The organism is Pseudoalteromonas sp. XMcav11-Q, assembly GCF_040104525.1.
Taxonomy (GTDB): Bacteria; Pseudomonadota; Gammaproteobacteria; order Enterobacterales; family Alteromonadaceae; genus Pseudoalteromonas.
In genome coordinates this window covers 44,973-66,069 of record NZ_JBECOX010000021.1, presented here as the reverse complement: position 1 = coordinate 66,069, position 21,097 = coordinate 44,973, and the positions used below count along the sequence as shown (strand labels likewise).

The window sequence follows — 21,097 nt, the reverse complement described above, 5'->3', positions numbered from 1 at the left end:
GATGAGTGGTTAGATATTTATAATTATGAGCGACCTCATGATTCACTTGGTGATATGACACCGGTTGGTTACCTTGAGGCTGCATAGAATTCTACGAAATAGCTGTACTAAATAGGGTGGAGTTACACAGCGGTAAGCCATACTGATATTTACTGGTGATGATCTGGCTGAGCAAACTGGCCGTTGCTATGCCTTTAGGAACCGGGCTCGGTGGGACTGGGGCTTGTTTTATCTCAACCCGGGTTTGTGTTTTTTCACAGTGCCGGCAGCTGTATTTTGGTCTGACATGTTCGATGACTTTGACCTGGGCCGGGATAAATTCCAGCTTTTCGCTCACATCCTCGCCCATTTTGTGCAGCTCACCGCCACAGCAGTCACACTGTTTGTTGTCGATGTCATGCACAACACGTTCGCGGGGCAGATCTTTTGGCAGTGGCTGACGTGTCGGCTTTTTGCGCTGATATTCGATGGTTTCCACGTCTTGCTCAGGTGCTTCTTCAACCAGCGTTTCGGCTTCATTGAACAAGTCAGCTTGTGCAGGGTGCGACTCACTGCTGGCCCCGAAGCGTTTTTGCTGGGCCAGTCTGAATTGTTCTTCGAGGTAGTTATTACGCGCCTGAAGCTAAGCAATGATCTGCTTCAACTGCTGAGGATCATCAGGCAGTTTATTCATTTCTTTCATGCAGTCTACTGTATCAACAGAGTAACTGTTTTTAAATTAATAGCTTAGATTAATTCGTGATCTAAAAACCCCTGTTATGATCATACGTTATAACCATAGCTGAGCGGCTTGTGGGCAATGACCGATAAGCCAGACAATAACCACTGCCATTGTTCGGCGCTGAGTGTAATGACGTCATCGTCTTCTTTGTCGGGCCATTTAAACTTGTCTTTTTCAAGGCGCTTGTACCACAAGGCAAAGCCGGTTTTATCCCAATATAACACCTTCAGCTTGTCCTTGTTTTTATTGCAAAACGCAAACACCTGACCGCTCATCGCGTGTGCTGCCATTTCTTGCTCAACAATCGCCGCGAGCCCATTGATGGATTTACGAAAGTCTACTGGCTGGCGGTGCAAGTAAACAGACTCATTGTGCCAGCAGATCAAGACAGCGCCCTGAGCAGTGCAGCCAACCACAGGGCATCTGTGTTTGATGGCAACAACACCGTATTCTGACCATGCTTGAGCTGTAACAACTCAGGCAGAGAAACGGACTCAGATGCAGCAGGCTTAGCGGCAATAAAAGATGACTCAGGTGGTTTTTTAGTGCGAAGTTTACTTCGGCGATTATAAAAAGACTTGGTACTAAGGTTGTGCTGCGTGCAGAAGTCAGTGACAGACAAACCACTGAGTTCCTGTTGTTCGATAAGTTTCAGCCATTGCTCTGCGGTTTTGTGTTTAGGCATGGTCAGCTCCGAATTGAGGTCAGAGCTGTACTTTATAGGCTGAGCGTATTCAGTAGCTAGGTGTGGTTCTGGCGACGCTTACGATACATTATAAAAGTAAAATATAGCAAACCAAGCATGTCGCACAAGTGGTTTTGACCCGCTGCGCTCAAATACAGAGCACAACGCAACAATTAAATAAGTTTGTAGTTAGTTTTAAGATTTGTTTTCGCACTTTATCGTCTCTTCCCCAAGACGATAGGCATTATTTGCCAACACATAAGTTCCCGAAATAATAGCAGTAGTAGGAACGAGTATCGGCGTTAATATAATTCCACTCACGGAATAATACGTATTGGTTTCGTCTGCAACATCGACTATCTTTAGGGTTTTTCTATCCGATGAGATCTCACACTTGTTGATGTGGGCAGTATCCTGGACGGGCATTACCACACAAGCGCTTAGTGAGATTACCGGTAACATAATCAGTCTGTTTAATTTCATCACCTTTCCTTGAATTTAGTTTTCAATACTTTCATGACGTAGCTCTTGGACATTACCTCCCTCTAAAGGTTCCCTGTGCTTTACGCTTAAACTGCGCCAAACTGGTATTGCTTTCTACAGTTTTCAGTCTTGATCCAACAGCGATTATGGCTCAATAAATCCGAGGTGCCTCGTTAAAAGTGAAGCACCCAATACTGATAAGTTGAGCCGAAGTTTTAAGATTTCGCGAGGTTTTGTTCGTAGACCTTAAGTGCGTGTTCTAAATCTTCTATCAAGTCTTCTACATCTTCAAGACCGATGTGAAGGCGGATCACGGGGCCAAGTGTCCAACCTGTAGTTGATCGCAAATGCTCCATGGTTTTATTGGCTGTAACTAAACTTTCATAGCCGCCCCATGAGAAACCCATTTTAAAATGGGATAAGGCATCTAAGAAACGGTTAATCGCCTTTTGGCTACCTTCTTTCATTACGATTGAAAATAAGCCATTACTGCCATCAAAGTCTCGCTTGAAGAATTCATGACCGGGGCAAGTCTCAAAAGCGGGATGTCTAACGTGATCCACGAGCGGATGCGCTTCGAGCCATTTCGCCACTATCATTGCCGACTGTTCGTGTTGTTTTAACCTCGCAGGCATAGTACGTAACCCACGTAGTGCTAAATAAGCATCATCTGCAGAGGTACATTGACCCAGTAAATACGAGTGTTCTCTAAGTTCAGGCCAATAACGCTCGTTTGCAACAGCAACCCCCATCATGACATCCGAATGCCCAACAATATACTTGGTTGCCGCTTGAATGCTGATATCAACACCATGATCGAGCGGACGAAACTGCCAGCCATTACCCCACGTATTATCAAGCATAGTGATAACGCCACGGCGCTTTGCAACTTCAACCATCGCTGGCACATCTTGAACTTCCATGGTGATTGAACCTGGAGACTCTAAGAACAACACTTTGGTATTGTCTTGAATTAACGCGTCAATACCAGCGCCAACCATAGGGTCATAATAAGTGGTTTCGATACCATAGCCTTTTAACAGCTTATCGCACAAATCTCTGGTTGGTTCATAGGCAGTATCCACCATCAGCAAGTGATCGCCTGCTTTTAAAAATGACAGTAGTGACTGTGCGATAGCAGCAGCACCAGACGGATATAAGGCGCAACCCGCACCATTTTCAAGCTCAGTAATGGCATCTTGCAAGGCGAAATGGGTATTGGTGCCACGGCGGCCGTAAAACAGGGTGCGATGTCCACGGCCTTTTATCGCTTCTTGCATTTCGGCAACGCTCTCAAAAACTACAGTAGAGGCGCGCTGAACAACTGGGTTTACTACCCCTTTGGTATATTCTGCTTTTCTTCCAGCAGCAACGATTTTAGTATGCTTTTTCATAATTACTCTTCTGATTGTGCACGCCAGTATTCAACTAAATATCTGGAGATAGAGTCTTCTCTGGTGAGTTTATAGCCGGGCTTTGTATCACCCCACTCTGAAAATGTATTAAGCTCCGCCCGTGAAAACCATTTAGCTTGCTCAAGCTCATCTTGCTCGACAAAAATCTCTGTGGTTTTTGCCTTCGCGATAAACCCCAGCATAAGTGATGACGGGAACGGCCAAGGCTGTGAGGCAATATAAGTGGCGTCGTATGCTTCAACACCCGCCTCTTCCATCACTTCCCTTATCACGGCTTGCTCTAACGATTCGCCGGGATCAACAAACCCAGCCAGCGTCGAAAATACCCCTTCTGGCCAAACAGCCTGACGGCCCAACAAGCAGCGTTCAACGCCATCAGGGAAAACATGAGTGACAAGCATGATAACGGCTGGATCTGTACGTGGAAACGTCATGTGGCGGCATTCAGGGTTAACACAACGTCTTGCATGACCTGCTTCAACCATTTTATTGGGTTGCCCACAACGTCCGCAAAAACAATGGGTTTTATGCCAGTAGCATAAGCCTCGTGCAAGCACACCAATTGAGCCTTGTTGCTTTGGTAAGTTACGACCCACTTGGCGCATATCGATGAATTCTGACTCGGAGTCAATAAAAGAAAGCTTGTCTCGTTGTTTAGAGACGTCAAGCGCAAAATAGCTGTGCGCTTCGTCACGACCTAAGAATATCGCGTCTTGAAGTGCTAAATCAGCGACTTCTGTGCGAGAAAGATAATGTAATTCATTATCTCCGACACGCACTAAATTAGCGTCGTCTTGAATTAATAACCAGCGACTATTGTCACCCATTTGAGATAATAACCAGTTTTGATCTTTTCTTTCGTTAGACGCTCTGTCTAACGTCATTTGAGTGTAATACAGCAAGCCCCTATTCCTTCGTGTTCTGGAACATTTTATCCACCTCGGCGAGACCTTAAAGCTACCATAGCACAAAGGTGCAGGCAAAAAAAAAGCCCATAAATGGGCTTTTGAAAACTACAGTGTGATTTCACACTACAGAGAGGCAAGATAGTCCAACAGCTTTTGATTTTCGTTTTCAATATGCTTATAGAATTCAATATCTTTTAGCTTAGATGCCGCAGCTTCATCGATGACGATTACAGCATCACGATGCATTTGTAGTGCCGAAGCCGGACACGCCGCAGTTAACGGGCCTTCCACCATAGCAACAACGGCATCAGCTTTGTTTTCACCAGTCGCTAATAACACGACTTTTTTAGCATCTAAAATCGTGCCAATACCCATTGTGATTGACAAATGAGGTTGGTACTCATCAGCTTTAAAAAAACGAGCATTATCATCAATCGTCGCTTTCGTTAGGGTTTTAACCCGAGTGCGTGACGTCAATCCAGAAGATGGCTCGTTAAAGCCAATATGGCCATTTCTGCCAATACCTAACAGTTGTACATCAATACCACCAGCAGATTTAATACGTGCTTCATACTCGCCGCACGCCGTAATTGGATTTTTTGCATCCCCCGGCGGTACGTGCGTGTTACTTCTATCAATGTTGATATGGTCAAATAGCTGCTGCTGCATAAAGTAACGATAACTTTGTGGGTGCGAGCCATCTAAGCCTAAATATTCATCTAGATTAAAGCTGGTAACTTCCGCAAAACTGATTTCGTTTGCTTGGTTACGCTTAATTAATTCTTGATACAAAGCAACCGGTGTTGAACCCGTCGCTAATCCCAACACAGAGTTAGCTTTACGCTTTAATTGCGTTGTAAAAATGTCTGCACCATATGCTGCCACTTCGGCAGCGTCTTTTAAAATGACTACTTGCATACGATTAACCAAATGTTGAGATGATTAGAATAAAATGGGATCTGAGCCTTGCCTCGCGTGCAATCAAAGCAAGGTCAGATCGAACCTAATTGGGATACACAACATTAGGTTATTACCATTATGACAACGCTGTCATTATTATCAGAAATAATTCGCTTGTAAAGCAAAAGTGAAAAAAAATATGGATATTTTTTACTCTATGCAATCTAAAGGTGTTAAAAAGCCCACAACGGTGGGCTTTTTGAAAGGAGGCTTGTGAATATTATACACTTACAAAAATACGGCGTTTATACATCCAGTGCAGCACTAAAAGCTGTACCGCCAGTAGCGCAAAAACAGCAATTAATGGTTGCCACGCAGCCGGCACGGCGGCAATCACGCCACCGAATACGCTTTTACTAATAAAGGTCCAATTCACTAAGCTTGACGCCAAATAAATAATAATGGAGTTGGCTCCTATAATAACAAATGGATACGCCCAACGTTGAAAGCTCAGTACATCTACTATCGCGTAAAATACCGCTAGTAGAATTGCACTCCAGCCGACGGTTACTAGCACAAATGAGCTTGTCCACAATTCTTTATTAACTGGAAATTGCATGTCCCAAAGCCAACCTAGTGCTAAGGCGAGTACACCAGAGCCTGCCAAAATACCAACGGTTTTCCATTCTCCCTGCGTTTGTGCATTGGCGATCGCACGACCAGCAAATACACCTGCGATAGCATTTACAATGGCAGGTAAGCTTGACAGCACACCTTCTGGGTCAACCGGACGATTTTGATAACTGGTCCCTGGTAGTAAATACGTATCAATGAACGCATTCCAACTACCAACACCATTTGCACTTAAGTCCCCCGCTTGCCCACCAGGAACCGGGATAAAGCAAAGCAGTAACCAATAAAATGTCAATATGCCTACACCCACATAAGCCAAGGTTCGCAAGCTCGTATGCCAAACCAGTAAAGCACAAAAGAACCAAGCAAACGCAATGCGACCTAATACACTAGCGTAGCGAACACCGTCTGGATCCATTGGGATCCCAGTTCCCCAACCATGATTGTATAACACGCCAAAAGCACACAGTAACAAAAGGCGCTTCAGTGCTTTGAGATAAAACGATTTACGTTCATTAAAGGGCAGATGATCGATACGTTTAGGCGACAAGCCCATCGCCACACCCGATAAAAAGATAAACAGTGGGAAGATAAGATCATAAAAAGTGAAGCCATGCCAAGGACTGTGCAGTGTGTGCGCTTCAAAAGCCTTCCACCCTTGCCATCCGGTCAGTACAAACAGTGCCGCAAAAATAGACTGGCCACCTAAGATCCAGAACATATCCATGCCGCGTAAGGCATCTAAAGACGCTAGTCGCTTTGGCTTATTATTCGTTGTCATTGCTATTTATCCGCGTGAAAACATTAACTATGGATCGCTCAATCAAGCAAATCCATTTGCCTCAAGGTTTGGTTTGAGCATTACGCACATTACTGTAACTTTCTGAGTTGTCGATCCACCCATGCTTAGCCAATAATATCGGCTAAGCTAAAAAAGCAAAGCCCCGCGGTACTGCTGCGAGGTTTGATCAGGGAAACTTAAGCGGCCGTTTTCGTCCACTCTTCAATTACAAATCAGTTATAACAACTGACCACCAATATAGGTTTGCTTCACAATCAAATCGCTGTCGAGCACCACGAAATCAGCATCAGCGCCCGATCTTAGATGCCCCTTGTGAGACAGGCCAAGATATTGTGCAGGGTACAGAGAAGCCATGCGTAAACTCTCCGCTAGGCTCACGTTAAGCGTATTAACGGCGTTTCGCACCGCACTTGCCATATCCAATACACTGCCAGCAAGCTCACCGGTTGTTGAATTCAACCGATCGCCAGTACGAATAACTTTTCTGCCATCAAAAAAGTCAAACTCCGTATCATCTGTCCCAACTGGAGGCATGGCATCCGTCACGAGCATCATTTTGCCGCGCTGCTTAGTACGAATCGCAAGCTGCGCCGACAATGGATGAACGTGATGGCCATCAACAATCAAACCACACCAGCTATTGTCATTCCAAAGCGCGGCGCCGACAACGCCCGGCTCACGGGAAGTAAACGCAGACATTGCATTAAATAGGTGCGTAAAGCCATCAACGCCAACATTAAGTGCGGCGTTAGCGGTGTCATAGTCCGCATTTGAATGACCGATACACACTTTCACACCCAATGAAATCAAGCGTTCGATATCGCTAAGTGGCAGAGTTTCAGGTGCTAAAGTCACCATTTTGATGCCTAAATCTTGACGCGCGTAAACCGCAAATTCTTGCTCTGAAATTGGTCTGATGAACTTTTCGCTATGCGTACCCTTTTTCGGGTGAGATAAGTGTGGGCCTTCAAAGTGGATCCCAAGCACTCCGGGCTGATTAGTAGCAATAGCTTCTGCTGTTGCATCTGCCGCTTGTTGCATCACTTCAATTTTGTCAGTGATAAGGGTTGGCATTAATCCCGTGGAACCAAATTGGCCATGTGCTTTAACCATAGTCGCCAAGCATGCCGTCGATTGCTCGGCGTTAAAAAATGCACCACCACCACCATTAACTTGTACATCAATAAAACCTGGTGCAACTAGCCCTGATAGCTTAGATACATTGGTTACTAGCGACTCAGTTACATAACGAATTTGGCCGTTGTTTACTTCGAAATAAACGTCTTTTCTAAAACTTTCACCATCAAAAAATTCTGGAGCAAAATAACATTGAGTCGTCATTAGTTCGCCTTTTTTAATTCTTGACCTGCACTTTGAATTGCAAAGTAAATTGCCCCCATTTCAGGAGGTTGTTTAGGTAATTGGACTTGTTTTGCAACTTCTGGGTCGAGCCAAGGTTGTAGCGGCTCTGATAATCCGCCGATCATAGAGAGTCTAGGTGGGTTTAGTTCAAGTAAACGCTTCGCTAAACGACTAATATATTCCGCACCAGACTTTACGATAGAAAGGGCAATTTCATCATTTTGCTTAGCTTGTTCTAATACATAACGAGCCAGCTTTGCATAACCACTAGACGGCTGCCCAGCCATTTGTTCAGCAATACCCATAGCCCCTTTCGCACTGAAGTGCTCTAGTAATACTTGGCTCAATGATGTTTTTTCGCCAAGGCCATCAAGATCGAGTAACGCAGCTTTGACCGCCTCTAACCCCATCCAAGCGCCACTGCCCATGTCGCCTTGCGCAAAACCATGGCCACCATAGTTCACTGTTTTACCATCAACTAAGGCAAAACCACAGGAGCCGGTGCCCGTAATAATCACTGCACCATCGCTACCCTCATGAGCACCAATACACGCGGTGTGTAAATCTGTGGTAAGGAACATTTGTTTAAAGGGATGCTCCCATTGCATGATTTTGTCATAGAGCGCGGGTAAGTTAACACCTGCAAGGCCAAGGCCTGCATTTAGCTCATGTACTTGTTCAACACGAAGACCCGCGTCTTGTAACGCCATTTGTGTCGACACCATGATAGATTCAAGCGTGCGCTCTAAACCATGTAAGGGATTCGCAGGACCGCCTAGACCCGTACCCAAAACGCCATGTTGAAGAGAATAAATTGTAGCGCGGCATTTTGTTCCACCACCATCGACGCCGATGTATAGTTGGTCTTGGTTAACCTGTTTAGCCATCATGTAAAGACCCCTACTTTGTTCTGGATTGGACCGCGTTATTATTTTCGTTAGACACGGTTTTTCATTCATGTTGAATTGATGTTACACAACAAATGACAGCGTTGTCATTAAATTTTTCAAGAAATTTCTTCATTTTGAAAAAAACTAATATTGCACAGATTGTGAGGATTGTCAGTGAAAAATTGCAATAATCGTCAAATTACAAGGACTAACAGAGATTAGGGATTGTTAGACACATAATAAAAAAGCGACTCAATATTACATCAAGTCGCTTTATCGATTTAACCTTGTCGTTCAGGTTATTCGCTGATTACTTAACCCCAAGCTCTCTCAAACGCTCTTGCAAATAGCTATCTGCAGTGTAACGCTCTGACAACACAACATCCGGTTTTGGATGTAAGAATAGCGGCAATGAAATACGAGATTTCGTCGACGCTTTGCCAGTAGGGTTAATCACACGGTGAATTGTCGATGGGAAGTAATCACCCGACGCCTCTTGTAGCATGTCACCAATGTTAATAATCAACGAACCAAAGTCGCATGGTACGTCTAACCAGCTGCCATCTTGTCTTTGCACTTGTAGGCCAGGCTCATTTGCCGCAGGCAATACAGTAAGTAGATTGATATCACCATGCGCTGCGGCGCGAATTGCACCTGGTTCTTCATCGCCCGTCATTGGTGGGTAATGAAGAATACGCAGTAATGTCTGCTCTGATTCTTTGATCATATCTTTGAGATCAATAGAGAATCTCGCTCTCACATCTGCAGGCGCTTCCGCTTGTACCCAGCTTAGCAACTCTTGAGCAAACTCGCTCGCTAAACGGTAATATTCACGAATCTCTGCTTCTAATTGAGCCGGTACGCGACCTTTTGGATAAACGTGAAAGTACTCTTTTATGTCTTTTACTGTAAAACCTTTAGCAACTTCAGAGACTTCTGGTGGGAAGTAACCATCTTGAGTTTCTTTATTGAAAAGGAATTCGTGTTTTTCTTCTGAATTAAAAAATTCTTGCCAATGTTTGTAGATTGATTCAACCAACTCTTGTGGGATTGGGTGATTTTTTAGTACACCGAAACCCGTGTTTCTTAAAGATTCTACAAATTCTTTCGCAGCATTTGGCGATTGATAGTCTACGGTAGGTAACTGTTGCATAATGGTTCCACCAAAATTATTAGTAATTCATGGTTATTTACTCAATTGCACATCGGGGTAAATAACGCACTTCCCGTGTCATCTCAACACTGCGTACCTAGTAGAAGGTAAGGCGTATGTTATCGGGTCTGTTAACCTAGGGGGTTGTTTTTAAGCAGTAAACTTGTATTTAACAAGCCTCACTCAAAACAGCAACAGCAAAGGCTAAAAAGCCCTTATACGATCGTGTTGTCGATAATTCTTCAAAAAGTGTAGCTAATTACATGGTCAGCAGAGTACTTTTTAAAGATTACGTTTTAACAGCGAGCGAGCTTATTGAATTAGGACAAATGATATAAGGACTTATGTCCGCTTTTATGTATAGGGCCTGAGACTTTTGATGCAGATCAAGCATTATCGGGGGTATCTATCGGTATTTGGATATCCCACTCCAATCCTTGCGGTGTATTTTTCACGCTAAACTCTCCATTGAGTGCCCCTGAAACCAAGTTAGCAGTTAAATTTGCGCTTAACCCAACATGGCCTGCATTACCTCTTTTTGTCGTCACAAATGGTTTTAATAACTCTTGTGTACTAATTCCTCTAAGCCCTATTCCATTGTCAGTATAATTAACATGTAAATTGTTACCTGAGCGCGTAAAGGTGATAGTGGCAAGGTGATCATGGTCAATCCAGGCATGCGCAATAGAGTTTTCAACTAAGTTGCTCAATACCTCAACCAGTGCTTGACCATCCACGTAAACTTCAGTTGCTGTGTTACCAACAAACTGAATTTGTACGTCTTGCTTTGAAAAATCTTTTTTCAGTCTTGTTTCTATTTCTTGTAATTTAACGTCAGCACAACTGCTATCTCGCTCAGACTGAGAGACCGATTTTAATAAACTGACAAACTTAGCCACTTTTTCTAGATTACGGCTGCACAGCGCACTACTGTCTTTGATCTGCTCAAACCCCGTTACCAGCTCATCCTGCGTAAGCGTACCTGCGGTGAGTGCACTTTGTAGCTCCTGCATGACGCCTTCTAAAAAGGTGTTGGACGTAATACTGGTACCAAGCGGGGTATTAATTTCGTGTGCAATCCCCATCACCATTTGGTTTATAGCCTTAGATAGCTGCTGTTTTACCGCTAACTTTTGCGCTTCAATTAACTTAAATTGGGTGTTTACTCTGGCTATGATTTCAGCGGGTTTATAAGGTTTGGTGATGTAATCAACACCACCGACTTCGAATGCTTGTACCAAGCTCTCGCTGTCTTCATAAGCACTCACAAAAATAACCGGAATGGCCGCCGCCGAATTGTCGGACTTAAGCACTTTACATAGTTCAATCCCCGACATATTTGGCATTTTTATATCGGTAATAATTAACTCAGGCTGGTGCTTTTTAACAATACCTAAGGCAATATCCCCACCCCGTGCTGCCAATACTTTATACCCTTCCTTTCTTAGTATGAGCTGCAATACTTGGAGGTTTTCCGGCATATCGTCAACAATTAAAATGTCTGACATGTAACGTTACTCAAGTCCTTAAGATAGACACTTTTTACAGCATAGCTTGAGATATTGTATATCGCGACTATGTTTATATATAAATTCACGCGTAAATAATAACTTATGTCCTCAAAAGCATTACTAAGTTGGATCGCACTTTTCGCCTTGATGGCTGCCCTAGGAAGCGCAACGCTTATCTACTACTCAACAACTACTCACAGCACTCTCGCGACCGACGTTAATACCGCTTACCACAACCACCTATCACTAGAGATGTATAGCAAAGATAAAAACGTCCAATGGCTAGGTGAAATCAAATCTGCACCAAGTCATCCATTACCACTTCCGTTACAACAAATCTATGAAACCCAAGCAAGACTAAAGTCTCAATTTTTAGCAGATACGGTTGAGCAGGCCGATTTGCCTCAAAGTTATCAAAATGCCATCTCACAATTGCCTCTCATTGCAAACGCTGAACTTGAAACAAGCACAAATCAACAACTCCTAATACTGTTGATTACCGGCCTTGCCTTCGCGGTATTAACACTATTTTTAAGCTTTTATGTTTGGTTTATGCGCACCAAACATTTCTCCCCGCTATATCGCATCGTCAATACGCTACGTGCACAAGCGTTAAATGGCGCCCCTCTTTCTGTGGTGCCTACAAACAGTGACGTCGATGTAAAACGGCTCACGCAAGCGATCCATGTTGCCACCACCTCTCAAAGCCAAAAGTTGGCGTCAGCCGCAATTATCGAAAACTATAATCGCGAACTAAAATCCATCACCGGCTCCGAGCCTATCGTGCGCCATGCACTAGAGTTTATTGCCAATGAGTTCAATGCACCGAGTGTTTGCCTCTATGCCAATTTAGAAGACGACGCCTTGTCGTTAGTGAAAAGCCATGGGGTGACACCAAGCCATTCAATTATTGCCTCCACTCTAGCGCATTGCGCAGCAAATAATGAACCACAAGTACAACAAGAACCGTTGTGGCTCAAAGAACAAGAAGTTGAAGTGAAGTTACAAGGCCGTTATTGCTTTCCACTAGCCATCGGTAATCATGTTGTCTATGTGCTGCTAGTCGGTAGTGCTCAGGTGTTGATAGACAGCCAATTTGAAGCGCTCGAGTATTTGTGTAAGGACTTAAGCCTCGCGCTTGCCATCAATGAAAATATCGAAAAGCAGCAAAAGGCAGAATCGGCCTTAAGCGAACAACTCGAACTTACTCACCATATTATCAATGCTATCCCAAACCCCACGTATTATCGTTCGACTGACGGTGTATTTATGGGCGTAAACAAGTCCTTTTTAACACTGTTAGATCAATTTGAAGTAGATGTGATTGGCGCCAAGTTAGACGAGGTTTTTGATCTAGGAATAGCCAGTCTATTTGAATCCAAAGCTCACGAAATTACCACCACAACCCAGGAGCAAACCTATGAAGTATTATTGCTTGATGGCCAAGAACAGCCGCGGGAACTGATTGTATATGAAGCGCCATTTTTTAATGAAAATGGCGATGTAGCTGGTATTGTTGGCATGTACCTTGACGTTTCGGAGAGGAACCAACTACAACGTGAACTCATAGAAGCAAAAAACTTGGCCCAAAACTCGGCAAAAGCGAAAAGCGAATTCCTCGCCAACATGAGCCATGAAATTAGAACCCCAATGAACGCGATTATTGGTATGTCTCATCTCGCGCTCGCGACAGAATTGAATGCAAAACAGCACGACTACGTATCAAAAATAGATACAGCCGCAAAGCAATTACTGAGATTGATCAACGATATACTCGATTTTTCAAAAATCGAAGCTGGCAAAATCGAGTTAGAATATCAGGCCTTTTCAACAGAAAAACTACTCGACAATGTCGCCACCATCGTCAGTGTAAAAGCCCAAGAAAAACAACTAGAGTTAGTCTTTGATATCGACTCACAAGTGCCCTACTGCGTGATTGGCGATCAATTTAGAATAAGCCAAGTACTCATCAATTTAGCGGGTAACGCAGTTAAATTCACAGAAACCGGTGAGGTTGTTATTCGTGTCGCCCTTGTCAATGTCGAAAAAGGGTTAGCAAAAATTAAGTTTAGCGTAAAAGACTCTGGTATTGGCATGAATAAACGCCAGCAAAAAAACCTATTTCAATCTTTCTCGCAAGCAGACAATTCGATCACCCGAAAATATGGCGGTACAGGGCTTGGCCTCACGATTTCGCAACAATTGGTCAAGCTTATGGGGGGAGAAATATATGTTGAGAGCGAGGAAAACGTCGGTTCGGAATTTTATTTCACATTAGAAATGGAGGTCAGTGACGAGCTGAGTCAGGCGAAAATGGCCTCTACCCACTTATCAGAACTATCAGCAACAATTATTGACGATAACCAACACGCATTGGACGTGTTAAGCGGTATGCTAACAAACTTTGGTATGCAGGTTTGTTCTTATTTAGACCCTCATAAAGCGTTAAATCAATTCGTCCTGACACAAGAGTTACCCGATCTTATTTTCGTCGATTGGCATATGCCAAAATTAGATGGCATTGAGCTGATCACTAAGCTGCAATCGCAGGTCGATGTGTCGCAAAGTAAGTTTATTTTAGTCACCGCTTATGGTCGGGAGCTAAACCTGAACGACAGCCAAGCCAGTTTAGTTGATGGTGTACTTTTAAAGCCGATTAACCCGTCAAACCTTGTGGACGTTATTCAAAATGCCGTGTTTGACTCACCGGAAGTAAGAACCACTATCACCAAAAAAGAACAAACGATTAGGAAACAAGCACTAAATGGCATATCAATTTTGGTCGCGGAGGATCAGCCAGTCAATCAGGAGATAGCAGCGGAGATCTTATCTAGCTTCGGAGCGCAAGTAGCGGTCGCAGACAATGGACAAGAAGCCATTGATCAAGTTCATAGCAAACACATAGATATTGTTTTAATGGATATGCAAATGCCAGTGATGGACGGCATTACCGCGACGCAAAACCTTCGCATAGAGTTCGATAAAAATACACTTCCTATTCTAGCGATGACCGCCAATGCCATGGAAGAAGACATACAGACTTGCATCGATGCTGGTATGAATGACCACGTAACCAAACCCATCGACGTTGAACAACTCGTTAAAAGTATTTTGAAATACGTATACCCCGAAGCCGATGGCCTTTTAACAACGCCAGAAGTTAACCCACCAAAAGTCGTTGCAGAGATAGAGGAAATTGATGAGATCATTGAGTTTGAAGGTATTGATATTGCCGAGGGTATTGCTCGAGCAGCTGGCAACCAAAAGGTTTACTTCGATATCTTAGAAAAGTTCCTGTCCCAGCAGATTGAAGAGCTGATCAATTTAAAACAGGCTTTAGCCATTGAAAATTTTGAACTGGCACATAGCATGTTACATGCATTAAAAGGTGCTAGTGCTAACCTTTCGATTGTTAGGCTGACCGAGGAATTTAAGCACATTGAGGCTTCTCTCAATGTCCGCCCACCTAATGCAAGCGAAATTGACGAGCTGATTAAATACGTTAAATATGCACTGGAACAATGCCAAAAGCGTCGTAAAAAAGAAGCGTCTCATCAGGTAAAAAGTGTAACGAAAAACAACGAAGAAAAAGGTGGCAATAGTCAATTAGAGGAACTCATCCAGCTCGCATGTGCATTAAGAGATTATGATACTCAAGCCACAGAGCTAGTAGACTCAATTTCAGTAAGTAGCTATTTGACTGAACCAGAACTACAGAAATTAAAAACCGCCATCGCCCGCTTTGAGTTCAATGAAGCCTTTATGATGCTAACATCCATAAAGCATGTAGAAGAAGCACCTGAGCTCAATGCAGGAAAAGGCGCACTGCATTAGTGCCATTACTATATATTTTATCCGAGGGCGCAATGAAGATTTTTACCTAACAGAAAGGCCACAGATGTGGCCTTTCTGTTAGGTGCTCTAAATACGGTTTTACAGTCCTAACTGATCCATAAAGTCGTCATCTACAACATCTTCTTCCTGAGGCTTCGCTGGCTTTTTCTTCTCAGCCTGACTTGCAATAATGTCATCTGGGTCTACCGACTCTGCAATATCAAAGTCATGTAGCTTAATGAATTCAGTTTTATCCATTGCCAATTCAAGATAGAAAATATTCTGGCCTTGAGTGGTAAAGGTAACGCGTCTCGCCTGCGGGCGATCCATCGTTGTGTCTACCGAGATCTGCACCTGTTTGTTGATAGCCATCATCTTAGGCTGGTTTTGCGTGATAGAGGTATGTAGCTGCTCACGTACTTTGTTGGTGAAATCACCAACAATCTGATTCATCAACTCACCCAATACATTGGCAACGTCATCAGATAAATGACTATGCGCAATTTCTTCTTCAGGCATGCCCATGTTACGCATGTAGTCGGTATACACCTCCATCGCGGCTTGCGCGGTAAAATTAGTTACGACTAAACCGGTAAAGCCGCCATCAAACAATACGAAACAGCCGATGTCAGGCCTCATACAGGTACGAGTTATCTTTTGTACCATCGCGGAATAATTAATTTGGTTGCCGCTTGCCGACGACAGAACTTCTGTTACTGAGTGGCATAGCGTTGAGAGGATGTCTTCTGTGCTAATCACTTTGCTTTTCGCCATTTTTGGTCTCATAGTTACTTCTTATTATTAATAGTAGCCAAGCTACTGAATTTATCACTGACTATCCAGCATAAAATGCTAAAATAGCGAGATTATTTTCAAAGAGAGATTAAATGTGACGGGCAAAGACAGTATTTATGCCACTGAACAAGCAGTGAAAGATTTCACTTTCGACGCCAATGTCGTCGAAGTGTTTCCAGATATGATCCAGCGCTCAGTGCCGGGCTACGCGACAATAGTAAGCACAATGGGCAAACTTGCGGGTACTTACGCGCAAAGTAACTCAAACTTATATGACTTAGGCTGCTCTTTAGGCGCAGTCACGCTAAGCATGCGTAGAAATATAGATAAAGAAAACTGTCATATCATTGCCGTGGACAATTCACAGCCTATGGTAGAGCGCTGCCAACTGCATCTAAAAGGCTTTAAATCCGACGTCCCAGTCTCGGTCACTTTAGGTGATATCAATGAAATAGAGATTAGCAATGCATCTGTCGTTGCGATGAACTTCACCCTACAGTTTATTCCACCAGAAAACCGCAAAGCGGTTCTAGAAAAAATATATCAGGGTTTGAAACCTGGTGGTGTACTGCTATTAAGTGAAAAAATCCGCGGTGAAAACGATACTAAAGACAACTTACTTATCGACCTTCACCACGACTTTAAACGCCACAATGGCTACTCAGAATTAGAGATCAGCCAAAAACGCAACGCGATTGAAAACGTGATGCGCACGGACTTGTTAAGTACCCATATGACAAGATTAGAAGCTATTGGCTTTAATCAAACTCAAGTGTGGTATCAGTGCTTTAACTTCTGCTCAATGGTAGCAATAAAATAGAGGCAATTATGAATCATTGGTTTACCGACTTTTATGCAACCATTGCGAAAACCCCTTTGAGCCATTGGCTAGAAACGTTGCCTGCGCAGCTTAGCCATTGGCAAAAAGAAGCCCAACATGGCGACTGGCCGAAATGGGAAAAAGTCATTAAAAATCTACCAGAAATCTCAACCACCCATGTTGATATAAAAACCAAGGTTGAGATAGGTACTGGCGAAGACGTCAATGAAGGTCATCAAAAGCAGTTAACGCATTTACTAAAACGCATGATGCCATGGCGTAAGGGACCATTTCATTTACATGGCGTCCATATTGATACTGAGTGGCGCAGCGACTGGAAATGGGACCGACTGCTCCCCCATATCAGCGACCTTCACGGCCGTAATGTATTGGATATCGGCTGTGGCTCTGGTTATCACTTGTGGCGTATGCGCGGTGAAGGCGCAGAGCTTATTGTTGGCATTGACCCCTCCGATCTATTTTTATGCCAATTCCAAACGATTAAACACTTTAACCCCGATCCAAACGTGCATTTACTACCACTAGGTGTAGAGCAACTGCCTGAGTTAAAAGCATTTGATACTGTGTTTTCAATGGGCGTGCTATATCACCGTCGTTCACCAATCGACTTTTTAGCGCAGCTAAAGTCTCAGCTAAGAAAAGATGGCGAATTAGTGCTAGAAACACTTGTCATTGAGGGCGATGTAAATACAGTATTGGTGCCGACCGATCGCTACGCTAAGATGCGCAATGTCTGGTTTATTCCAAGCTGCGACGCATTAACATTATGGCTTGAGCGCGTGGGCTTCAAAGATATCAAGGTAGTAAACAAAGACGTCACGTCGTTAGACGAACAGCGCCAAACTCCTTGGATGGAAACAGAGTCGCTTGCTGATTTCTTAGATCCAAATGACACCAGCAAAACCATTGAAGGCTACCCCGCTCCACTCCGTGCAATTTTTATCGCGAAAGCGTAAAACCGGTAAGGGGCACCAGCCCCTTACTCATAAGACCCATCAAATTAAAATCATAAACCTATGATTTAGTTGTATTATTTTACAAATCTAAGGTTGACCCAAACATTCTTCGTTCATTACAATCACGCCACTATGCAGTTGCACTGCGTAGCTTGAATTAGACTATACAATAAGGAATTGTTAATGAAAAAGATGTCTCTTACCGCCCTCTTCATTTCTTCACTCGCGCTTAGTGGTCAAGCAATTGCTGACGATTTTATGATCACGAAAGAAAAACAACCTAGTCGGATGCTAGTATTAAGCTCAGCAGGCGGTCTTTCGACTACAGAGTTTTCTGTATTAAACATCGATTTAAGTGATATCCCATATGGAAGCAAAACGGGTACTATCACTGGAGTTAGCTATACTTCAGCGGGTTACGCCGATCCTGGCAATGAAACGGTGGAGCTTTGTTTCAGTCGTGCATACAGCACGGCACCTTTCAAGTGCATTGAAATTAATCCTAACGATTCAGGGAATACAGCTACGTTTAATGGTGAGGCATTTAAAGCGGGTATTTCAGCCTCTATCGTTCATAGAGTAGAAGCCACAGGCAACTTCCATTATGCAGAGCCAAGTCGAAAAGAAAGTATTACTTTCCACTACAGCGCTTATTAAAACGATTTAGCTAGTTTAGAAATAATGTAGGAGTCCCATAGGACTCCTACACGTTAACCAAGCGAACGCTTAGTTATTAACCCAATAGTTCACCTAACTGCTTGCTTACCGCATCAACAGCTTGTGTACCATCTAGTTTGTGATATTGCGTGTTACCAGCATCCGCTTCCGCACTGTAGTAGTCTACCAGTGGTTTTGTTTGCTCATGGTAAATCGCCAGACGTTTACGTACTGTCTCTTCAGTGTCGTCATCACGAATGATTAGGTCTTCACCCGTTACGTCATCTTTGCCTTCTACTTTAGGCGGGTTGTAAACGATGTGGTAAACACGACCAGAACCTGGGTGTACACGACGACCGCTCATACGCTCAACGATGATCTCATCTGCCACATCAAATTCGATAACATGGTCAACTTTGATGCCATTTTCTTTCATTGCATCTGCTTGTGGAATTGTGCGTGGGAAGCCATCAAGCAAGAAGCCATTTGCACAATCTTCTTTTGCGATGCGCTCTTTTACCAAGCCGATAATGATTTCATCAGATACTAGTTGACCTGCATCCATGACTTTTTTCGCTTCAAGACCCAACGGAGTCCCTTCTTTGATAGCAGCACGTAACATGTCGCCTGTAGAGATCTGAGGGATCCCATATTTGTCCATTAGAAATTGAGCTTGAGTACCTTTACCTGCACCCGGCGCGCCTAGCAAGATGATGCGCATAATTGAATCCTCGTTTGGAGTTATTGGTGTTTGTGTGGTGAATTTTTCCATATACGGTGCCGATCCTCAAGGAACTTATACTAATTGATAAGGAAGAATGGCAATTTTTCCGTCAAAAACAAAAAAGCTCCGCGATCTGCAGAGCTTTTGGTCAGAAATTAATCCTGATTATAAAAATGCACCTAGTGCTTTAACTTGGTCTAGCATCCGGCAAGAGAAGCCCCATTCGTTATCATACCAAGCCATCACTTTTACCAGCTTTCCATCTACTTTGGTTTGTGTAGAGTCAAACACTGAAGAAGCTGGGTTGTGGTTGAAATCGATAGAAACCAAAGGTAATTCATTGTACTCAAGGATTGCACTCATCGCGCCCTCAGCAGCCGCTTTGATTGCCGCATTCACTTCTTCTTTTGAAGTGTCACGCTTAGCAACAAACGTTAAATCAACCAGTGATACGTTGATGGTTGGCACACGAACCGCCATACCATCTAGTTTGCCAGCAAGTTCAGGAAGCACTAAGCCAACCGCCTTTGCCGCACCCGTCTTCGTCGGGATCATCGACTGAGTAGCACTACGCGCACGATATAAATCCGGGTGGTAAACGTCTGATAGATTCTGATCGTTGGTGTAGGCATGAATGGTTGTCATGCTACCTTGCTCAATACCAATAGTATCATTCAATACTTTTGCAATAGGCGCAAGACAGTTTGTGGTACAAGATGCGTTAGAGATAATGGTTGATTCAGCATTTAGCACTTCGCTGTTAACGCCATGAACAACCGTTGCATCCATATCTGTGCCCGGCGCAGATACAATCACTTTTTTCGCACCGGCTTCAATGTGTTTAGCCGCAGCTTCGCGAGAAGTGAACAACCCAGTACATTCAAGTACGATATCAACGTTTAGCGCTTTCCAAGGAAGATTTGCAGGGTCACGCTCTTGCGTTAGCGTGATTTCGTCACCACCGATAACGAGTGTGTTGTCGTTAAGAACAACCTGCTCTTGAAAGCGACCATGTACAGAGTCAAATTGAGTCAAATGCGCGTTTACGTTTGCAGGCGCAAGGTCGTTGATGGCAACGACTTTGATGTCTTTATTCTGACCTGACTCGTACAGTGCACGAAGTACGTTACGACCGATACGTCCATAGCCATTAATTGCGATATTAATCATGATAACTGTCCCCTAATCTATTTTACTTCACTTGCTTGTTTCGCAAGCGCTTCAATGGCTTGCCAGTCTTTGTTTGCGATAAGTGCTTTATCAAGCATCCAAGTACCGCCCACACATACCACATTGTCGAGTGCAAGATACTTAGGTGCAGTTGCCAACGAAATACCACCCGTTGGACAGAATTTTACTTGTGGAATTGGCCCGCCAATGGATTTAAGCATTGGTGCACCACCTGCAGCTTCCGCCGGGAAAAACTTTAAGAATTCAAAACCATGACTTGCAAGCTTCATTACTTCGCTTGGCGTTGCAGCACCTGGAAGAAATGGAATACTTGACGACTTTGCCAGTTCCAATAATTCGTCATTGACACCAGGACTTACCATGAAGTCAGCGCCGGCTTCTACAGAGGCATTAAAGGTTGCCTTATCCACTACCGTACCAGTACCAACATAGGCGTCTGGTAAAGCCGCTTTAATGTCTTTTACCGCTTGCGCTGCCACCGGTGTACGAAGTGTCACTTCAAGTGCTTTTAAGCCACCATTAAACAATGCCGTAGCAAGCGGCACCGCGTCTTCTAGGTTATCAATAACGATAACCGGAACCACTGGTGCTGCTGACAATATCTCTTTAATACTCATGCTCACCCTCATTCCCACT

Annotated in this window: 19 protein-coding genes and 1 pseudogene; 4 read left to right on the top strand and 16 right to left on the bottom strand. The window is 43.8% G+C overall.

What is annotated here, in order from left to right; genetic code table 11:
- Positions 1–127: 127 nt before the first annotated feature.
- The 12 genes and pseudogenes from ABMY45_RS22155 to ABMY45_RS22100 form a co-directional block, all read right to left on the bottom strand.
- Positions 128–682 (bottom strand): annotated as a pseudogene (locus ABMY45_RS22155) (IS66 family transposase zinc-finger binding domain-containing protein); the annotation flags it as partial.
- 80 nt (positions 683–762) lie between these two features.
- Positions 763–1,107, bottom strand: a complete 345-nt coding sequence (gene tnpB / locus ABMY45_RS22150) for an IS66 family insertion sequence element accessory protein TnpB (protein ID WP_211868660.1) — start codon at positions 1,105–1,107, stop codon at positions 763–765.
- Positions 1,104–1,406, bottom strand: a complete 303-nt coding sequence (locus tag ABMY45_RS22145; RefSeq protein ID WP_174169042.1) for a hypothetical protein — start codon at positions 1,404–1,406, stop codon at positions 1,104–1,106. The genes tnpB and ABMY45_RS22145 overlap by 4 nt, the downstream gene beginning before the upstream one ends.
- A 195-nt stretch (positions 1,407–1,601) precedes the next feature.
- A complete protein-coding gene (locus ABMY45_RS22140) occupies positions 1,602–1,889 on the bottom strand; it encodes a hypothetical protein (protein WP_010604065.1) in 288 nt (95 codons plus the stop codon).
- A 215-nt stretch (positions 1,890–2,104) separates the two neighbouring features.
- Positions 2,105–3,283 (bottom strand): cystathionine beta-lyase, encoded by a 1,179-nt coding sequence (locus ABMY45_RS22135; protein WP_010604064.1) that lies wholly within the window; start codon positions 3,281–3,283, stop codon positions 2,105–2,107.
- 2 nt (positions 3,284–3,285) lie between these two features.
- Positions 3,286–4,188 carry an NAD(+) diphosphatase gene (nudC, locus tag ABMY45_RS22130; RefSeq protein ID WP_010604063.1) on the bottom strand — a complete coding sequence of 301 codons (903 nt, stop codon included), beginning with the start codon at positions 4,186–4,188 and terminating at the stop codon, positions 3,286–3,288.
- Positions 4,189–4,335: 147 nt separating this feature from the next.
- Positions 4,336–5,130, bottom strand: a complete 795-nt coding sequence (gene nagB / locus ABMY45_RS22125) for a glucosamine-6-phosphate deaminase (RefSeq protein WP_010604062.1) — start codon at positions 5,128–5,130, stop codon at positions 4,336–4,338.
- Positions 5,131–5,392: 262 nt separating this feature from the next.
- Positions 5,393–6,526, bottom strand: coding sequence for a DUF5009 domain-containing protein (locus tag ABMY45_RS22120; RefSeq protein ID WP_227387199.1), 1,134 nt, complete (start codon positions 6,524–6,526; stop codon positions 5,393–5,395).
- 237 nt (positions 6,527–6,763) lie between these two features.
- The gene (gene nagA / locus ABMY45_RS22115) at positions 6,764–7,888 is read right to left on the bottom strand and encodes an N-acetylglucosamine-6-phosphate deacetylase (RefSeq protein ID WP_206472717.1); all 1,125 of its coding nucleotides are present in this window, start codon (positions 7,886–7,888) and stop codon (positions 6,764–6,766) included.
- The gene (locus tag ABMY45_RS22110; RefSeq protein WP_010604059.1) at positions 7,888–8,799 is read right to left on the bottom strand and encodes a BadF/BadG/BcrA/BcrD ATPase family protein; all 912 of its coding nucleotides are present in this window, start codon (positions 8,797–8,799) and stop codon (positions 7,888–7,890) included. Before ABMY45_RS22110 ends, nagA begins: the two co-directional genes overlap by 1 nt.
- A 310-nt stretch (positions 8,800–9,109) precedes the next feature.
- Positions 9,110–9,952 carry a 2OG-Fe(II) oxygenase family protein gene (locus tag ABMY45_RS22105; RefSeq protein WP_010604058.1) on the bottom strand — a complete coding sequence of 281 codons (843 nt, stop codon included), beginning with the start codon at positions 9,950–9,952 and terminating at the stop codon, positions 9,110–9,112.
- A gap of 386 nt (positions 9,953–10,338) precedes the next feature.
- On the bottom strand, positions 10,339–11,460 hold the full coding sequence (locus ABMY45_RS22100) for a hybrid sensor histidine kinase/response regulator (RefSeq protein WP_174169046.1): 1,122 nt from the start codon (positions 11,458–11,460) through the stop codon (positions 10,339–10,341).
- 105 nt (positions 11,461–11,565) lie between these two features.
- Between ABMY45_RS22100 and ABMY45_RS22095 the strand changes: the two genes are divergently transcribed.
- Positions 11,566–15,297, top strand: coding sequence for a response regulator (locus ABMY45_RS22095; protein WP_349289516.1), 3,732 nt, complete (start codon positions 11,566–11,568; stop codon positions 15,295–15,297).
- A 99-nt stretch (positions 15,298–15,396) separates the two neighbouring features.
- Here the strand turns inward: ABMY45_RS22095 and ABMY45_RS22090 are convergent, their stop codons facing one another.
- Positions 15,397–16,071 (bottom strand): DUF3334 family protein, encoded by a 675-nt coding sequence (locus ABMY45_RS22090; protein WP_010378035.1) that lies wholly within the window; start codon positions 16,069–16,071, stop codon positions 15,397–15,399.
- 115 nt (positions 16,072–16,186) lie between these two features.
- Between ABMY45_RS22090 and cmoA the strand changes: the two genes are divergently transcribed.
- From cmoA to ABMY45_RS22075, 3 genes are all read left to right on the top strand, one after another.
- Positions 16,187–16,912, top strand: a complete 726-nt coding sequence (gene cmoA / locus ABMY45_RS22085; RefSeq protein ID WP_102056606.1) for a carboxy-S-adenosyl-L-methionine synthase CmoA — start codon at positions 16,187–16,189, stop codon at positions 16,910–16,912.
- Positions 16,913–16,920: 8 nt separating this feature from the next.
- A complete protein-coding gene (gene cmoB, locus ABMY45_RS22080; protein WP_227387201.1) occupies positions 16,921–17,889 on the top strand; it encodes a tRNA 5-methoxyuridine(34)/uridine 5-oxyacetic acid(34) synthase CmoB in 969 nt (322 codons plus the stop codon).
- 183 nt (positions 17,890–18,072) lie between these two features.
- Complete coding sequence (locus ABMY45_RS22075) at positions 18,073–18,546, top strand: hypothetical protein (protein WP_227387202.1); 474 nt, start codon at positions 18,073–18,075, stop codon at positions 18,544–18,546.
- Between the two features lie 76 nt (positions 18,547–18,622).
- On the opposite strand, the gene adk is transcribed toward ABMY45_RS22075, so the two are convergent.
- The 3 genes from adk to ABMY45_RS22060 form a co-directional block, all read right to left on the bottom strand.
- Entirely contained in the window at positions 18,623–19,267 is a 645-nt protein-coding gene (adk, locus tag ABMY45_RS22070) for an adenylate kinase (RefSeq protein ID WP_010378026.1), read from the bottom strand.
- A 168-nt stretch (positions 19,268–19,435) separates the two neighbouring features.
- Entirely contained in the window at positions 19,436–20,440 is a 1,005-nt protein-coding gene (gap, locus tag ABMY45_RS22065) for a type I glyceraldehyde-3-phosphate dehydrogenase (protein ID WP_010604051.1), read from the bottom strand.
- Between the two features lie 17 nt (positions 20,441–20,457).
- Positions 20,458–21,078: a bifunctional 4-hydroxy-2-oxoglutarate aldolase/2-dehydro-3-deoxy-phosphogluconate aldolase gene (locus ABMY45_RS22060; RefSeq protein ID WP_010378022.1), complete on the bottom strand. Its 621-nt coding sequence runs from the start codon at positions 21,076–21,078 to the stop codon at positions 20,458–20,460.
- Positions 21,079–21,097 lie beyond the last annotated feature (19 nt).

Excerpts from the sequence above, each read along its gene's own strand:
- ABMY45_RS22110 (WP_010604059.1), bottom strand. The coding sequence starts at position 8,799 with ATGATGGCTAAACAGGTTAACCAAGACCAACTATACATCGGCGTCGAT.
- cmoB (WP_227387201.1), top strand. The coding sequence starts at position 16,921 with ATGAATCATTGGTTTACCGACTTTTATGCAACCATTGCGAAAACCCCT.
- gap (WP_010604051.1), bottom strand. The coding sequence starts at position 20,440 with ATGATTAATATCGCAATTAATGGCTATGGACGTATCGGTCGTAACGTA.
- ABMY45_RS22105 (WP_010604058.1), bottom strand. The coding sequence starts at position 9,952 with ATGCAACAGTTACCTACCGTAGACTATCAATCGCCAAATGCTGCGAAA.
- ABMY45_RS22120 (WP_227387199.1), bottom strand. The coding sequence starts at position 6,526 with ATGACAACGAATAATAAGCCAAAGCGACTAGCGTCTTTAGATGCCTTA.
- nudC (WP_010604063.1), bottom strand. The coding sequence starts at position 4,188 with ATGACGTTAGACAGAGCGTCTAACGAAAGAAAAGATCAAAACTGGTTA.
- ABMY45_RS22135 (WP_010604064.1), bottom strand. The coding sequence starts at position 3,283 with ATGAAAAAGCATACTAAAATCGTTGCTGCTGGAAGAAAAGCAGAATAT.
- ABMY45_RS22060 (WP_010378022.1), bottom strand. The coding sequence starts at position 21,078 with ATGAGTATTAAAGAGATATTGTCAGCAGCACCAGTGGTTCCGGTTATC.
- nagA (WP_206472717.1), bottom strand. The coding sequence starts at position 7,888 with ATGACGACTCAATGTTATTTTGCTCCAGAATTTTTTGATGGTGAAAGT.
- ABMY45_RS22100 (WP_174169046.1), bottom strand. The coding sequence starts at position 11,460 with ATGTCAGACATTTTAATTGTTGACGATATGCCGGAAAACCTCCAAGTA.
- ABMY45_RS22145 (WP_174169042.1), bottom strand. The coding sequence starts at position 1,406 with ATGCCTAAACACAAAACCGCAGAGCAATGGCTGAAACTTATCGAACAA.
- ABMY45_RS22090 (WP_010378035.1), bottom strand. The coding sequence starts at position 16,071 with ATGGCGAAAAGCAAAGTGATTAGCACAGAAGACATCCTCTCAACGCTA.
- adk (WP_010378026.1), bottom strand. The coding sequence starts at position 19,267 with ATGCGCATCATCTTGCTAGGCGCGCCGGGTGCAGGTAAAGGTACTCAA.
- nagB (WP_010604062.1), bottom strand. The coding sequence starts at position 5,130 with ATGCAAGTAGTCATTTTAAAAGACGCTGCCGAAGTGGCAGCATATGGT.
- ABMY45_RS22140 (WP_010604065.1), bottom strand. The coding sequence starts at position 1,889 with ATGAAATTAAACAGACTGATTATGTTACCGGTAATCTCACTAAGCGCT.
- ABMY45_RS22095 (WP_349289516.1), top strand. The coding sequence starts at position 11,566 with ATGTCCTCAAAAGCATTACTAAGTTGGATCGCACTTTTCGCCTTGATG.
- ABMY45_RS22075 (WP_227387202.1), top strand. The coding sequence starts at position 18,073 with ATGAAAAAGATGTCTCTTACCGCCCTCTTCATTTCTTCACTCGCGCTT.